The following is a 15,350-nucleotide window of genomic DNA, read 5'->3' as shown; positions in this document are numbered from 1 at the left end:
TGTGAGTAGGCCCCATGCGTATATAGCTTTGGTCCACGTCTCACCCTTGATACAGAAACTTTACGGTGATAAAGGGGCGAGATACAAGCTCAATTTCAATATATAGTTATTGACCAAGTTTTATGCACTAATTATAGATCCGTCGACTCATTCAAGATCAACGAGTCGACATCGCGCCTTATTTTTTCCACAAATATTACCTAATGAAGACGAGTTTGGTGCTAAACTTAAGGCTATATAAAGAATCGAATTGCTATTCTAATTTGAAGAAAGCTGAAACGGTGGCTTTTCCTGCATATATAAACATGCTAAACGGTTCCAAACATTGATTAATGTACAGGTATTTATATGGGCTCTCTGATCAAAAGTATTTTCACTTCGCCAATTTTCACTTGGTGGAACAGCGCAACATTCGGAACACGACTTTTCACCAGCCGTAAGGGGGAAAAAGTTGGGACCGATGATCAGGGCAATATTTATTACCGTGAAAAAAATGGCAAACGCAGATGGGTGATCTATAAAAATGGCCCTGTTGAAGCGTCGCGCGTTCCTGCTGAATGGCATGGGTGGCTACATTATACCCATGATATACCCCCAACAGAACAAATGCCTGTTGTGAAAGCTTGGGAAAAAGAGCATCTGCCCAACCTGACTGGAACTGTTGATGCCTTTAAAACCACACCTCGGCGCGTCGAGCCTGAATATGAGGCTTGGCATCCGTAAGGGTAAAAGAGAACTTTATGTCTGGTAATCTTGTTGAAAGTATCATTGGGGCTATCGTTTTACTTGTAGCCGGATGGTTTCTTACATTCGCTTATGAGCGCACTGATATGGCCGCCGTGGATGGCTATGTTCTTCAGGCTAAGTTTGATAGCGTTAGCGGCCTTGCAATTGGTAGTGATGTAAGGGTGGCTGGCATCAAGGTTGGGTCTGTTGTTGAAAATAGGCTTGACCCTATAACATATCAGGCTGTTGTAACTTTTTCTATCAACTCTACTATTGATCTACCCACAGATACAGCTGCTGCCGTTACATCAGAAAGTTTACTGGGCGGTACTTACTTGAGCTTATTGCCGGGTGGCATGGAAGAAATGCTGGTCGACGGCGACGAAATCTCTGAAACTCAAAGTGCGGTAGATTTGCTGAGTTTAATTGGTAAATTTGCATCAGGTGGCAGCAATAGTAGTGAAAAAGAAAATTAAGCTTATTGCCATTTCCGCTGTTTTCAGTGTTCTTTCGCTGGATACAAGCTTTATGCCTGCATATGCTCTTCAGGATGATACGGAACAATCAGACAGCGGGGAAAATCTTTTGCCTCCTGAAAATGCAATTCAGCATAATTCTGTTGTTTTACGTCTTCTTGATAAAATTACAGCGCGGGTAACAGAGGTTTCTATTGAAATTGGATCAGAACACCGTTTTGGCACGCTTTCAATAACGCCTCGTTATTGTCGCACTCGCCCACCTGTTGAACCCCCTGAAACATTTGCATATCTTGAAATTGATGATGTGAAGCATAACGGCCAGCATGACCGTGTTTTTGAAGGTTGGATGATTGCCTCTAGCCCAGCTCTAAATGCGCTTGAGCATCCTGTTTATGACGTTTGGGTGATTAAATGCATAATGGTTGCACCAGACACTGTATCATCTAACTGATCAAATCTTACATTTTCTACCGTCAACGCTTCGTGGAGGCGCTTGCGATATTCCGTGCGGGAAATTTCGAGCGCTCCAAACTGTTTTAAGTGGTCGGTTATAAACTGGGTATCAAGTAATTTATACCCACCTCTGATCAACCGTGCGACCAAATATACGAGCGATACTTTACTAGCGTTTGTTGCAGTACTAAACATACTTTCCCCGAAGAATGCGCCTGCAAGAGACACACCGTATAGACCGCCTACCAAATTCCCTGCTTCCCAACATTCAATAGAATGGGCATAGCCCCGTCTATGTAGCTCGCTATAGAGAGCCTCAATACGTTCGCTTATCCATGTAGTTTCACGGCCACGTGTAGGCTTGGCACATGATTGCACCACCGTTTTAAAGCAGGTATTCGCTGTAATGCTGTAGCGTTCCTGACGTATTACTTTTGCTAGGGACTTGGGTATATGAAAAGAGGTGAGGGGCAGAATGCCGCGCTCTTCCGGGTCAACCCAAAAAAGCTCATCATCCTCTCGGCCCTCAGACATAGGAAAAACACCGCTGGCATATGCCTGCAACAGTAAATCCGGGGTTATTGTGTCGTGTGTCATAACCCCGAATTAACCTTTATTTTCCTTTTTGCTCTAAAAACTTTTCCAGCCAATGAATGTCATAATCACCATTCTGGAAATCAGGATCCTTCATAAGTTCCTGATGAAGCGGTATTGTTGTTGTGACACCGTCAATCACATATTCTTCAAGTGAGCGTCTGAGGCGCAGTAAGCAGCCCTCGCGCGTATAACCAGAAACAATAAGCTTCGCTACCATGCTGTCATAGTAAGGTGGTATTTTATAACCGGTGTAAACGGCACTGTCGCAGCGAACATTAAGACCACCTGGTGGATGGTACTGTGTCACTGTTCCCGGGCTAGGCATGAAAGTGAAAGGGTGCTCGGCATTAATACGACACTCAATAGCATGGCCAAAAAAGCGGACCATGTCTTGTGTATAGGAAAGCTTTTCACCGGCCGCTACGCGAATTTGCTCACGTACAATATCAATACCCGTAATCATTTCTGTGACAGGGTGTTCAACTTGAAGTCGGGTATTCATTTCAATGAAATAAAACTCACCGTCCTCATAAAGAAATTCAATAGTACCTGCGCCGCAGTAGCCAAAGTTAGCCATGGCTTTGGCAACAACACCGCCCATATGCATGCGAGTTTCTTCGCTAATGACTGGGGAAGGGGCTTCTTCAAGAACCTTTTGGTGTCGCCGTTGAAGAGAACAATCCCGTTCGCCTAAATGAATACAGTTACCGTAACTATCACCGATAATCTGAAATTCTATGTGGCGTGGTTTACCAAGAAACTTCTCTATGTAAACGGCATCATCACCAAATGCTGCCTTAGCTTCTGTACGGCACGCATTGAGGGCAGTTGATAGATCTTCTTCTTTTTTAACGATCTTCATACCGCGGCCACCGCCACCGGCTGACGCTTTAATGATAACCGGAAAGCCTATTTCTTTGCAGACCTTGCGAGCTTCTTCATCCTCAGTAATGCCGCCTTCTGAACCGGGCACTACAGGTATCCCCAGCTTTTTAACAGTTTCTTTGGCAGTGATTTTATCACCCATCATGCGAATATGTTCAGGGCTTGGGCCGATAAATTTGATATCATGCTCGTTTACAATTTCTGCAAACCGGGCATTTTCTGATAAAAAGCCATAACCAGGGTGAATAGCATCTGCACCAGTAATTTCTGCGGCAGAAATAATGGCTGGTATATTTAAATAACTATTGGTTGATGCCGGAGGACCAATACAAACGGATTCGTCAGCCAAACGTACATGCATAGCATCGCTATCTGCCGTTGAATGTACAGCAACCGTTTTAATGCCCATTTCATGACAGGCTCTATGAATGCGAAGGGCAATTTCACCCCGGTTTGCAATCAGGACTTTTTCAATCATTCGGAATTAGCCTATTCAATGATACACAAAATTTCGCCGTATTCGACAGGCTGACCATCAGAAAAGAACACTTCTTTTACTTTACCAGACTTAGAAGAAGCAATTTGGTTCATAACCTTCATTGCTTCAATAATGAGCAATGTGTCTCCCTCTTTTACCATATCACCTACTTTTATAAAGTTGGGTGATTCTGGTGAAGGGGCTGCATAAGCGGTACCGACCATAGGGGCAGGGATAGCACCAGGATGATCAGCGATAACGGCTGCTGAAACATCAGGCACATGTGTTGGCGCTGCCATTTGTTGAGCAGGCTGGGCTGGGTATGCCGGTGCGGCGTAATTAACTGTATTGGTTATTTCGCGTGCAACCCGGATACGGAAATCATCTTCCTGAACTTCAATCTCAGACAATGTAGATTTGTCTAATAGTTCTGCGAGTTCATGAATGAGTTCTTTATACTCTTTTAATTTAGACATGTAGCTTACCCTTAGATCAAGACTGGTTGCGCAGCATACTGGCTATCGCATCAATCGCAAGTAAATATCCTTGTGCCCCAAAACCACAAATAACACCAACAGCTACGTCTGAAACGTAAGAATGGTGTCGGTAATCTTCCCGAGCAAAGACATTGGACAAATGAACTTCTATTACAGGCGTTTTAATTGCAGCAATAGCATCATGTATCGCAATGGACGTATGTGTGTAGGCGGCTGCATTCAGAATGATGGCATCAGCTTGACCAGCTGACTGCTGAATCCAGTCAACCAGTGTGCCTTCAATGTTTGTTTGTCGAAAATCTATTGTAAAGCCGTGGGAATCAGCCCTGGCTTTTGTCAATTCTTCAATTTCTGTGAGAGTTGTACTGCCATATGTTTCTGGCTCACGGGTGCCAAGTAAATTTAGATTTGGACCATTTAGTACCAAAATATTATGTATTTTGTTTTTACTCATCAGTAGCAACCACTCTTTCGACAGACCGCTTGAAGGAACCTGTATAATGCCATATGCATAGTATGCAAAGCAGGAACACTAAAATATTCATTATGCTGTTCGATGGCATGCTTATCCTGCTTCGCCGGTAAGGTAAAGCTTAATACTGCAAAGGGTTACTTCAAGTGAATACAATACTTGTAAATGGTGATGAAAAGAAAATTCCAGAAGGCATAACTGTTTGGAGTTTTTTGGTTAGCCTCAAACTTGATCCTAAAAAAGTTGCAGTAGAGAGAAACTTGGAAATTATTCCAAAATCCACATTTAGAGAATCAATGCTGAATGACGGCGATACTTTAGAAATAGTACATTTTATAGGCGGAGGATAATACCGTGACACATAAAGACGATACATGGACACTTGCGGGTAAGGAATATCACTCACGCTTGATCGTTGGCACAGGGAAATATAAGGACTTTGAAGAAACCGCCGCTGCGGTGAATGCTTCTGGTGCTGAAATTGTGACGGTTGCTGTGCGCCGGGTTAATGTTTCTGATCCCACTCAGCCAATGCTTGTTGACTATTTAGATCCTAAAAAAATTACATATTTGCCGAACACAGCCGGATGTTTTGATGCTCAATCTGCTGTTAGAACGCTCAGACTTGCACGAGAAGCGGGGGGCTGGGACTTGGTTAAGCTTGAGGTTTTAGGAGACCAAAAGACATTGTACCCGAATATGCAGGAAACTTTTGTTGCGGCGGAAGTTCTGGTTAAAGAGGGTTTTAAAGTTATGGTTTATTGTAGCGATGATCCAATTGCGGCAAAAAAACTTGAGGAAATGGGCTGCGTAGCCATTATGCCTCTTGGTGCACCTATTGGCTCTGGCCTTGGAATTCAAAACCCTGTTCAAATACGCTTAATGATAGAGCAGGCGGGCGTACCCTTACTTGTTGATGCAGGTGTAGGGGCTGCATCCGATGCGTCCATCGCTATGGAGCTAGGTTGTGACGGTGTTCTGATGAACACGGCAATTGCTGAAGCGAAGTACCCTGTTAAAATGGCTGAAGCTATGAAACTTGCTGTGCAATCAGGCCGGCTTTCATACCTTGCAGGTCGGATGCCCAAAAAGAAATATGCCGACCCCAGCTCACCGCTTTCTGGCCTAATCTAAGTTTTATAGGGTGAAAAGTAGATAATGCACCCGCTTTTCACCTGTATTTCTTCTTACTCTTTAGTTTTATTATCTGCTCTAGCCCTTGCTACAGCAGACTTTAGCCGCTCATAGCCTTCGGCTCCCAAAACAACATCATTACCAATGACATATCCGGGCGTGCCGCTAAAGCCAATGTCCTGCCCAATAGAAAGCGCATTGTTAATCACTTTGTCAGTTAGTTTGTTGGCCATATCAGTTTTTAATTTTTCAATATCCAAACCAACAGAACGGGCTGTATTAAATATATACTCTTCAGTGATAGCACCAGCGCCTGTCATCATAGCAATATGAAATTCAGCAAATTTCCCTTGGTTTCCTGCAGCGATCGCGGCAAGTGCTGCCTTGCGTGATAGAGCCGGTTCTCCTGGGCGGTCAAGAATTGGAAAATGTTTTAGGACCCATTTAACGTTACCATCATCTTTTACTAAACGCATAACTTCTTGAAAGTGCCGACGACAATAACCGCAGCGATAATCAAAAAACTCAACGATTGTAACATCACCGTCTGGGTTACCCAGTACAGGCTGGTTTTGTTCATTTTCAAGGTATTCTCTGTACATTTTAATGGCAGGCAACATCTGAGCAAGGTTTTGACGCCGTTGCAATTCCTGAATGGCAAGAGCAATAATTTCAGGCTTTTCCATTAGATAATTTTGAATAACAGCTTCTATTTTTTCACGCTCTGCATCTAATATTTTAGCTTCAGACGCATGTGTTGTAGGCGAAAGCAAGAGAGCTGCAATAACTGCAGAAAATACAAATTTCATATGGGACCTATTCTTTCAGTAATTCTTGTTGTTGGCCGAAGGTTACATTCAGTCGTTGACGGCCCCGTTGACGTTCCATTCGTTCGGTGGCCTCTTGCGAGACAAAGAAAATATCTTGAGCTCTTAAATGTTCAGGAGTACCGGGCTTAAAGCCTTCCATTGCACGTCGTGCATGCATCATTGCCTGAGGGGGAACCCCTGCAGAAAAAAAGCGCTCTGCTGTAGCCAGGCTAGCTTTTGCATCCTGACCTATCCAGCTATATGCCTTTGCCAGGTTAAACCAGGCAAACGTGTTTCCGGGGTCAATACGAGTTGCATCTTCCAGTATGGGTATGGCCTTTTCCATCATGTCTTCTTTTTCAAGTGAGACCATGGCTTGGCCTAGTGCAGTAGCCACAAGTGGTTCATGTGGCGCATAAGCTACGGCTGATTCGAATATTGGCAACGATTGTTCAACATGGCCATTTTCGAACAGGATTTGCCCTTTAATTTCATAAAAAAATGGGTTGTGCGGTTCTTTTTCGATTAAAGCGTCCGCTTCCTTTAGAGCTAAATCCCATTCTAAAGCTTTGTGGTAGGCATAAACCCGGGCGTAGTGTGCCGCAATGGAGGTATCACTAAGTGGATATTTTCTAAGTGTTATTGTGGGATTGGTTATATAGCCAAAAAGCTTTGCTTTTAACCTGTTAAATTCCTCATTTAAGACTGGGTCAGGCCCTTTGTTATAATAAGGGCTTTGGCTAACAACAGCTCGAAGGGATTGTATGCGCGTACCAGTAAGAGGGTGGCTCCTAACATAAGGGTCTTGGCGCGCTTGAGACAATATCTCCTGATGGCGAAGTTTTTCAAAAAACTCAATTAAGCCAATGCCTGAGTAACCAGACTTTTCCAAGAATGTCGCTCCTGCTTGGTCTGCAGTGCTTTCTTGTACTCTTGTGTATGCTAGAAACTGGCCTTGGGCCATAGACTGGCCTGCCATAAACATGCCCATGCCTGCATCTGGGCTGCCTGCCAAAATTGCTGCTGCGCCCAGAACCATTGAGATAATGCTGGTGTTGGTGGCAACTGATACGGCATCACCAATTCGAGATAGGTGTCCACCAGATATATGGCCGGTTTCGTGTGCTATAACGCCAATAAGCTGGTCAACATTATCTGCTTCCATGAATAAACCAGAATGGATGAATATATTTTGGCCACCCGTCACAAAGGCGTTAAGAGATTTGTCTGATAGCAGATATATTTTTACTGATTCTGGGTTCAGGCCTGCTGCAATAAATAGAGGCTTTGATATTTCATTCAGAAATTCTTCAGTTTCTGCATCCCGCAATATAGACTGGGCATGTGTTTTGCCCGCCGGCATCCATAAGAAGGCAAAAACAATAAAATATTTAATAAGGGCTGAATTTAGTCGCACACGTATCTCCTGCAATTGCAGTGTAGGCTAATGATACCCACGTTAACCGTCAATGAACATTCAGTGACAAGCTTGTGATACAATCTGCATAAAAAAAGCGGCAAAGCTAAGGCTTTACCGCTTTTGATATAGGTTTTAGCCAAATGTGCGTTGCCACCAGCCTTTACGCCGTGATGACGAATCTGTAGCAGGCTCACTGTCTGGTACTTTATTGACAACAATTTTAGTGTTGCTGTCTGCGGTTTTGGCCGCTGCTTTTTTAGGTGCACTTGTTTCGACAGCAGCCGCTGCTGCTGCAGGCGCGCGTTTACGCCGCACAGGTTTCTTTTCTGCTGTAGTGTCCGCAGTTTCTGCATTAGAAACTGTATCAGTAGAGGTGTCAGCCGGTGCAGCTTTTGGCTCAGCTTTTTTACGTGTTCTACGAACAGGTTTCTTAGCCTCAGGTACATCTACAGTAGCGTCAGCCACCGTATTTTCAGCAACTTTTGCGGCTGGCGTAGCCCTTTTACGAGGAGCCCGGCGTTTAGGTTGCGCCTTTTCTACAGTGTTTTCGCTTGGCGCAGATTGAGGGGCGGTATCATTTGCCTCTGGTTTTTGCGTCTCAATTACAACGGGTGCTGCCTCAGAAACAACAACCTCAGGCACGGCTGTTTTAACAACACGGCGTCTACGACGTACAGGCTTTGCATCTTCAATCGGAGCTGGAGCTATGGCAGGTGTCTCAGTGCTTGTTGCCACAGTAGCTTCCTGTGCCACGGCGTCAGTCGCTGCTATTGCTGCGTCTGAAGGTGGTGCTTCAGTTGCAACATCTGTATCAGGGCGTTCACGCCGCCTACGACCACCTCGGCTACCACGCCGCCTGCGTGATGTACGGTTAGCGGGGCTCGTTTCATCTTCAGATGAAGTTCCCTCAGGTGTTACAACTGCTTCACCTTCCGGCGCTTCATCTGACGTTTCGGTATTAGGCTGATTTGCAGCACGAATTTCTCCAGTTACAGCATCTTCTGGTCCCCGGCGACGACGGCGACGGCGACGGCGTTTCCTACGAGGTTGATCGTCAGAAGATGCTTCTTCGGTATGATGCTCCGGCACGGTGTCAACAGAAGCATGATTTGCAGCTGAGGCGCTAGCAACTGGAACAGGAGCAGCTACAGCAGGCATAATTGTTTCAGGAGTAATGGCCAGTTCTGGTAATACCTCAGGGCGTGGTTCTGTTGCAGCTTCGCGTGTTAACTCAATATCTGATTGCCCAAGTGACGGCTGAGAAAGTATCTCAATAACGTAATTATACTGCACCTCAAGGTTTGTGAGCATAGCACGCTTTTTATTAAGCAGATAAACAGCAACATCAGGATTTGTGCATATCCGGACCACTGAACTACGATTACGGATGCCTTCTTCTTCAAGCTGCCTCAGCGCCATTAAGGCAGCAGATTCAATGGACCTTACTATACCTGTTCCTGCACAGTGGTGACATGTCTCCATAGCCACTTCGAGAAGGTTAGGGCGCAAACGCTGGCGCGACATTTCCATCAAGCCAAAGCTTGAAATACGCCCAACCTGAATGCGGGCGCGGTCAGCCTTAAGGAAGTCCTTCATCCGCCTTTCAACAGAGCGGTTGTTGTTTCGGTCTTCCATGTCGATGAAATCAATAACGATTAAGCCGGCCATGTCACGCAGCCGAAGTTGGCGCGCTACTTCTTCTGCGGCCTCAAGGTTTGTTTTGAGGGCCGTTTCTTCAATATTATGTTCTTTGGTTGCCCGGCCAGAGTTAACATCGATAGAAATCAACGCCTCAGTTGGGTTAATAACAATGTATCCACCTGATCGCAACTGAACGATTGGCTGGTACATCGCCTCTAAGTGGCTTTCGACTTGATACCGGTGAAATAGCGGTATGCGATCTTTATAATGTTGAACTTTTTTTGCATGGCTTGGCATCAAAAGTTTCATAAAGTCTTTTGCCGCGCGATATCCCTCTTCACCTTCAACGAGAATTTCATCGACTTCACGAGCATAGAGATCCCGAATGGTACGCTTAATCAGGTTGCCTTCTTCATAAACAAGGGCAGGGGCCGTTGATTGAAGCGTGAGGTCTCTGATGCCATTCCAAAGGCGAAGCAAATATTCATAATCGCGCTTAATCTCGACTTTTGTTCGCTGCATACCCGCAGTTCTAACAATAAGCCCCATATCCTGAGGCACTTCAAGCGAGGATATAATCTCTTTCAGCTTCTTCCTATCAGCCATGCTTGATATTTTACGGCTAATACCACCAGCATGTGTTGAGTTAGGCATTAACACGCAGTATCTGCCAGCCAAAGAAAGGTATGTCGTCAGCGCAGCACCTTTATTACCACGTTCCTCTTTCACAACCTGAATGAGTAACACCTGGCGGCGTTTAATGACTTCCTGAATGTTATAGCGACGCTTTAGAACGCGCAAATTCCGGCGGCGGCTCGCAACTTCTTCAATTGCGGCATCTTTATCTTCTTCGTCACCACTTTTAACTTCAGTTGCAAGCTCATCAGTTTCTTCCATAGCCTCTGAACTGGCATCTTCACCAAGATCTTCTGCGTCTGATGAAATAGAAGCAGATGAATCTGCCACTTTTTCAGCAACAGCAGGGCGCCGTCCTCTACGCCGGCGCGAAGGTTTTGGCTTATCTTCTTGAATTGATGTATCATCATCAACCTCAGCCGCATTCACTTCTTCAGATTCAGCCGCGATAAGGGCTTCTCTGTCTTCGACAGGGATTTGGTAATAGTCAGGGTGAATTTCGCTGAAAGCAAGAAACCCGTGACGGTTTCCTCCATATTCAACAAACGCTGCCTGAAGGGAGGGTTCCACACGGGTAACCCGTGCCAAATAAATATTCCCTTTTAATTGTCTTCTAGTAGATGATTCGTAGTCAAATTCCTCTACGCGGCTACCTTTAACAACTGTGACGCGCGTCTCTTCTGAGTGACGAGCGTCAATAAGCATACGGGTGGACATATAATAGTTCTCCGGAAACACTGCCGCGCTATCACTCCGAAATCGGTTCTTAAGGCATGGGTAGCCATTTCGGGAATCGAACGAAGGGCACAGGCAGTTCCTGTTTTCAATAAAGTAAGTTGATTTGCTAAATGGTAGGAAAAAATCGGATGATTAAATATCAAAGAAACAGACCTTGCCAAACGCACAGTTTGACAAAGAACTTTAGTATTTAATAATGCGCACAGCCTTTTGGCCATTGCCGATCTTGTCCTTTTTTGGTTACCAATGTGCCGGCGATCCTAAACTAGTGGACCGCTACGTTTGCGCCTTTGGTACCGAGACTTGCCGCCCTTTAGCTGGCGGAAAATCAGTAAACCCATACTCGCAAGGTAATGAACAAGTTGCTGAATTACAATTGAAATCGTTATTATATGGTTCATAATTAGTTCTGGCTTGGCTTAATTATAGCAAATTTGTTCAGAACCATTGGTTTTTCTTGTGGGATAAACTATAAATTTCTAGTGTTTGAGTGTAAATATATTGAGTTATTATAAAGTTATGGGGATATCAGGTTTGCGTTCGCTTGTTTTTTTGGCACTCCGCGTATCAGCATTGTTGTGGCTAAGCTTTTCTGTTTTAGCGGAAAATACTAATATATCTGGCGTTAGGTTCGGACAAAACGGAGCAGATACGCGTTTTGTTATCGATATGTCAGGTCAAGTTGAACCTAATATATTCTTATTGGCCAACCCATCAAGAGTAGTTATTGATCTACCCAATGGCTCATGGGAAAAGGATAACAATACAAAGCCAACCGGTGTTGTAGAGGGTTATCGTCATGGTTTGTTTTCACCCGGTATATACCGTATTGTTCTTGACCTGAAGCAGCCCGCTATTTTGGCCAAATCATTTTCCCTGCCTGCTTCTGGGGGCTACGGTGACCGTTACGTTATTGACCTACGCCCTGCGACAGACTCTAGTTTTGCTGAAGCTGTTACATCTTCCAAGCACGAACGCCCGACACCAAGAGATGTTGTACCCGACACGCCAGAGCGTGTTTCAAGAAGCAATGGAAAACGTATAGTCGTGGTGGATGCGGGGCACGGCGGCGTAGACCCAGGCACCCTTGGGCGGTCTGGTGAAAACGAAAAAACGTTGACTTTGAAAATTTCAAAGCAAATCAAAGCTGATCTTGAACGCACAGGGCGATACCAAGTGTACCTAACGCGTGACAAGGACATTTATATACCCCACAGGCAACGCTTTGGGCTGGCAAAGGCTGTAAATGCTGACCTTTTCATAAGTGTGCATGTTGATGCTATTGCTGATCCAGATGTGCGTGGAGGCACTGTTTATACACTCAATGAAAATGCATCTGATAAGGAAGCTGGCCGCCTCGCTAGAATGGAAAACAAATCCGATATCATCGCGGGTGTTGATTTGGCTGAAACCAATAATGAAGTGACCAGTATTCTTATTGAACTTGCCCAGCGAGAAACGATGAATGCTTCTGCACAATATGCAGAAATTTTGTTAGCTGAAATGCGCAGCCAAGTGCACATGCATAAACGTGGGCACAGGTTTGCAAATTTACTTGTGTTGAAATCGCCTGATGTTCCTTCAGTGCTGATAGAAACAGGTTACATCACCAATAAAATTGATGCCCGTATGCTTGCTAGTACTGATGGGCAAAAGCGAATTGCAAAGGCCGTTGCCCGTGCTACAGACCAGTATTTTGCAACGCTGGTTGCACAAGGTCGGTGATATAACCATAATAGAGCCATAATTTTAGTACAGCTAATTATAGTATCGCATTTTCCCTATTATTAAGCCGTAATGAATGGCTTGAACGCCCGACTGGGCTATATTGAGTGTGTAATGAGCAATAGTTCTGAAGATAAAGCTAAAAGTACTCTAAACCTTAGAAAGCCACTGTGGGTTAGGCTGGTTAAATGGTGTCTTGTCCTTGGTATTGTTGGTGTGGTTTGTGCTGCGGGGCTGGTACTTTGGGCTATTATTTATTACGGCAAAGATTTGCCTGATTATCGTCAATTGGCAAACTATGAGCCTGCGGTCGTAACGCGTGTTCATGCGGGTGATGGTAGCTTACTAACGGAATATTCAAGGCAGCCACGTTTATTTGTTCCGATTAATGTTGTGCCCGAGCAACTTATTGAAGCCTTTTTGTCGGCTGAGGATAAGGACTTTTATAATCATAACGGCCTAGATTATATGGGAATGATACGGGGTAACATCCGTAATATTAGCAATTTGATTAAAGGCAGGCCCCTGCAGGGTGGCTCAACAATATCACAGCAGGTTGCGCGTACCTTTTTGCTAACGCTAGACCAGAAGCTTGACCGGAAAATTAAAGAAATCATTCTCACCCTGAGAATTGAGCGTGCCTACAGTAAAGACCATATACTTGAACTGTACCTTAATGAAATAAACTTTGGCAACAGGTCTTACGGTGTTGCCGCTGCAGCACTGAATTATTTTAATAAATCGCTTAATGAACTTACCGTCGCTCAGATGGCGTTTTTAGCAGCGCTCCCTAAGGCACCGCACAATTACCACCCACAACGCCATAAACAGCGTGCCCTTGAACGAAGAAATTGGATTTTAGGGCGCATGCATGATCTTGGCTATATTGATAAAGCGACTTATCAAGAAGCACTTGCTGAAGATTTACTTATGACACCTCGGGCAGGGCATCATGAATTTAAAGCGGACTATTTTGAAGAAGAAGTGCGCCGTAGGGTTAATAGCATATATGGCTCAAAGACGCTTTATGAAGGTGGCTTGTATGTTAGAACATCGCTGGAGCCTTCATTACAGGCAATAGCTGAAAAAACATTACGCCAAGGCCTAATTGCATATGACAGGCGTCATGGTTGGCGTGGCGCTATTGGCCGCATGCCTGTTGGCAAAAACTGGACTGAAACACTTTTAGAGAAAAGTGTGCCGCTCGGTGTGCCAACATGGCGTGATGCTGTTGTTCATGAGGTGGGGGCAAAAGGTGCTGTTATAGGTTTTCAGGATGGTAGCTTTGGCTTCATACCGTTTGAGGAAGTTGAATGGGCACGTAGCTGGCGTACAGGCGAATACTTAGGCCCCAGTGTCAAAGATATTGGTGAAGTTCTTGCGCTTGGTGATATTGTTGCAGTTGAGGCTTTACCAAATAGCCCCAAGGTGTCTTTGCAAAACTTTATGACAATGGATGGTCGTAAAGTTGATAAGGTTTCGGCTTATAGTCTTCGGCAGATCCCCGAGATTGAAGGGGCTATTGTTGTTATGGACCCCCATACAGGCAGGGTTTTGGCGATGGTTGGCGGCTATGATTATAAAAGCAGCCAATATAACCGTGCTACACAGGCAGAAAGACAACCAGGGTCTGCTTTTAAACCTTTTGTATATGCGGCTGCTTTAGATAATGGGTTTACACCCGCGAGTTTAGTGCTTGATGCCCCTTTTGTCATTGACCAAGGGAATGGCCAGGGTAAATGGAAGCCCAAGAATAGCTCAGATAAATTTTATGGACCTAGTACATTAAGGTTAGGCGTAGAGAAGTCTCGAAACCTTATGACGGTGCGATTGGCCCAGCATATAGGGATGCCTGTTATAATGCAGTATGCTCGTAACTTTGGCATAGCGGATAATATGGAAGCATCACTGGCGGCTTCACTGGGGGCAGGAGAAGTAACACTGATGCAGCTCTCTGCCGCATATGGTATGCTTGTGAATGGTGGTAAAAAAATAACACCATCTCTCATTGACAGGATTCAGGATCGACGCGGACAAACCATTTTTCGCCATGATGACCGAAGTTGCCTTGTGTGTAATTTAAGCTTTGATGGTACAGAGCCTGTGATTACGGACAATAGGGAAACTGTTTTAAACCCTCTTACTGCCTACCAGATTGTTTCCATTCTTCAAGGTGTCGTTGAAAATGGTACTGGTCGTAAGATACGCGTTCTAGGCAAGCCTCTCGCAGGTAAAACCGGAACGACAAATGATTCTCTTGACGCTTGGTTCGTAGGCTTTTCTGCCGATATGGTTGTCGGTGTTTTTACAGGGTTTGATAATCCTCGTTCTCTTGGGGCTCATGAAGAGGGTTCCAGTGTTGCAGTACCCATTTTCCGCGATTTTATGGCAGAGGCACTTAAAGGCGAGCCCGGTATTCCGTTTAGGATGCCTTCAGGCATACGGCTGGTCCGTGTCAACCGAGAAACTGGTTCTCCCGCAGGGTTTGGGGATAGTGATGTTATTCTTGAAGCCTTTAAACCGGGCACAGAACCACGCCCTGGTCAGGTTGCAGTACTTGACGGATCGCTCGAAGTCAGTAATACGAAGGGCATTGTTCGCGACGGTACAGGCGGTATTTATTAATACCGTGTGACTATTTTCACGAAAGGATATTTTTT

At 44.9% G+C, this 15,350-nt stretch carries 12 protein-coding genes and 1 pseudogene; 6 read left to right on the top strand and 7 right to left on the bottom strand.

The features are described 5' to 3' along the window. Nucleotides 1-348: 348 nt before the first annotated feature. The 3 genes from ICL80_RS11335 to ICL80_RS11325 are packed head-to-tail and all read left to right on the top strand — an operon-like array spanning nucleotide 349 to nucleotide 1,656. Complete coding sequence (locus ICL80_RS11335; protein ID WP_194212328.1) at nucleotides 349-723, top strand: NADH:ubiquinone oxidoreductase subunit NDUFA12; 375 nt, start codon at nucleotides 349-351, stop codon at nucleotides 721-723. 17 nt (nucleotides 724-740) lie between these two features. After that, on the top strand, nucleotides 741-1,202 hold the full coding sequence (gene mlaD, locus ICL80_RS11330) for an outer membrane lipid asymmetry maintenance protein MlaD (RefSeq protein ID WP_194212326.1): 462 nt from the start codon (nucleotides 741-743) through the stop codon (nucleotides 1,200-1,202). Further along, nucleotides 1,186-1,656, top strand: a complete 471-nt coding sequence (locus ICL80_RS11325) for a DUF2155 domain-containing protein (protein WP_228073437.1) — start codon at nucleotides 1,186-1,188, stop codon at nucleotides 1,654-1,656. Before mlaD ends, ICL80_RS11325 begins: the two co-directional genes overlap by 17 nt. Here the strand turns inward: ICL80_RS11325 and aat are convergent. Genes aat through aroQ form a run of 4 tightly spaced genes read right to left on the bottom strand, consistent with a single transcriptional unit; the run spans nucleotide 1,596 to nucleotide 4,569 of the window. After that, on the bottom strand, nucleotides 1,596-2,255 hold the full coding sequence (aat, locus tag ICL80_RS11320; protein ID WP_194212324.1) for a leucyl/phenylalanyl-tRNA--protein transferase: 660 nt from the start codon (nucleotides 2,253-2,255) through the stop codon (nucleotides 1,596-1,598). The two genes, ICL80_RS11325 and aat, sit on opposite strands and share 61 nt — an antisense overlap. A 16-nt stretch (nucleotides 2,256-2,271) precedes the next feature. Further along, nucleotides 2,272-3,618: an acetyl-CoA carboxylase biotin carboxylase subunit gene (accC, locus tag ICL80_RS11315; RefSeq protein ID WP_194212322.1), complete on the bottom strand. Its 1,347-nt coding sequence runs from the start codon at nucleotides 3,616-3,618 to the stop codon at nucleotides 2,272-2,274. Between the two features lie 11 nt (nucleotides 3,619-3,629). Further along, nucleotides 3,630-4,094 carry an acetyl-CoA carboxylase biotin carboxyl carrier protein gene (gene accB / locus ICL80_RS11310; protein WP_194212320.1) on the bottom strand — a complete coding sequence of 155 codons (465 nt, stop codon included), beginning with the start codon at nucleotides 4,092-4,094 and terminating at the stop codon, nucleotides 3,630-3,632. Between the two features lie 16 nt (nucleotides 4,095-4,110). Further along, a complete protein-coding gene (gene aroQ / locus ICL80_RS11305) occupies nucleotides 4,111-4,569 on the bottom strand; it encodes a type II 3-dehydroquinate dehydratase (protein WP_194212317.1) in 459 nt (152 codons plus the stop codon). A 164-nt stretch (nucleotides 4,570-4,733) separates the two neighbouring features. On the opposite strand from aroQ, the pseudogene thiS reads away from it, so the two are divergent. Beyond that, nucleotides 4,734-5,721: pseudogene (gene thiS / locus ICL80_RS11295) on the top strand (sulfur carrier protein ThiS). 53 nt (nucleotides 5,722-5,774) lie between these two features. On the opposite strand, the gene ICL80_RS11290 reads toward thiS, so the two are convergent. The 3 genes from ICL80_RS11290 to ICL80_RS11280 all read right to left on the bottom strand — a co-directional run bounded on the left by ICL80_RS11290 (nucleotide 5,775) and on the right by ICL80_RS11280 (nucleotide 10,944). After that, nucleotides 5,775-6,530 carry a DsbA family protein gene (locus ICL80_RS11290; RefSeq protein WP_194212311.1) on the bottom strand — a complete coding sequence of 252 codons (756 nt, stop codon included), beginning with the start codon at nucleotides 6,528-6,530 and terminating at the stop codon, nucleotides 5,775-5,777. A 7-nt stretch (nucleotides 6,531-6,537) separates the two neighbouring features. Continuing rightward, complete coding sequence (locus ICL80_RS11285) at nucleotides 6,538-7,947, bottom strand: M48 family metalloprotease (RefSeq protein ID WP_194212310.1); 1,410 nt, start codon at nucleotides 7,945-7,947, stop codon at nucleotides 6,538-6,540. Nucleotides 7,948-8,082: 135 nt separating this feature from the next. Continuing rightward, the gene (locus ICL80_RS11280; RefSeq protein WP_194212308.1) at nucleotides 8,083-10,944 is read right to left on the bottom strand and encodes an Rne/Rng family ribonuclease; all 2,862 of its coding nucleotides are present in this window, start codon (nucleotides 10,942-10,944) and stop codon (nucleotides 8,083-8,085) included. 555 nt (nucleotides 10,945-11,499) lie between these two features. On the opposite strand from ICL80_RS11280, the gene ICL80_RS11275 reads away from it, so the two are divergent. Beyond that, nucleotides 11,500-12,690 (top strand): N-acetylmuramoyl-L-alanine amidase, encoded by a 1,191-nt coding sequence (locus ICL80_RS11275; protein ID WP_194212306.1) that lies wholly within the window; start codon nucleotides 11,500-11,502, stop codon nucleotides 12,688-12,690. 114 nt (nucleotides 12,691-12,804) lie between these two features. Next, nucleotides 12,805-15,315 (top strand): penicillin-binding protein 1A, encoded by a 2,511-nt coding sequence (locus tag ICL80_RS11270; RefSeq protein ID WP_194212304.1) that lies wholly within the window; start codon nucleotides 12,805-12,807, stop codon nucleotides 15,313-15,315. Nucleotides 15,316-15,350: the final 35 nt, after the last annotated feature.

The sequence above is a fragment of the Kordiimonas pumila genome, from assembly GCF_015240255.1.
Taxonomy (GTDB): domain Bacteria; phylum Pseudomonadota; class Alphaproteobacteria; order Sphingomonadales; family Kordiimonadaceae; genus Kordiimonas; species Kordiimonas pumila.
Note: the sequence above shows the minus strand (reverse complement) of the source record. Positions and strands in the feature narration are given on the sequence as shown.

Excerpts from the sequence above, each read along its gene's own strand:
- ICL80_RS11335 (WP_194212328.1), top strand. The coding sequence starts at position 349 with ATGGGCTCTCTGATCAAAAGTATTTTCACTTCGCCAATTTTCACTTGG.
- mlaD (WP_194212326.1), top strand. The coding sequence starts at position 741 with ATGTCTGGTAATCTTGTTGAAAGTATCATTGGGGCTATCGTTTTACTT.
- aat (WP_194212324.1), bottom strand. The coding sequence starts at position 2,255 with ATGACACACGACACAATAACCCCGGATTTACTGTTGCAGGCATATGCC.
- accC (WP_194212322.1), bottom strand. The coding sequence starts at position 3,618 with ATGATTGAAAAAGTCCTGATTGCAAACCGGGGTGAAATTGCCCTTCGC.
- accB (WP_194212320.1), bottom strand. The coding sequence starts at position 4,094 with ATGTCTAAATTAAAAGAGTATAAAGAACTCATTCATGAACTCGCAGAA.
- aroQ (WP_194212317.1), bottom strand. The coding sequence starts at position 4,569 with ATGAGTAAAAACAAAATACATAATATTTTGGTACTAAATGGTCCAAAT.
- ICL80_RS11290 (WP_194212311.1), bottom strand. The coding sequence starts at position 6,530 with ATGAAATTTGTATTTTCTGCAGTTATTGCAGCTCTCTTGCTTTCGCCT.
- ICL80_RS11280 (WP_194212308.1), bottom strand. The coding sequence starts at position 10,944 with ATGTCCACCCGTATGCTTATTGACGCTCGTCACTCAGAAGAGACGCGC.
- ICL80_RS11270 (WP_194212304.1), top strand. The coding sequence starts at position 12,805 with ATGAGCAATAGTTCTGAAGATAAAGCTAAAAGTACTCTAAACCTTAGA.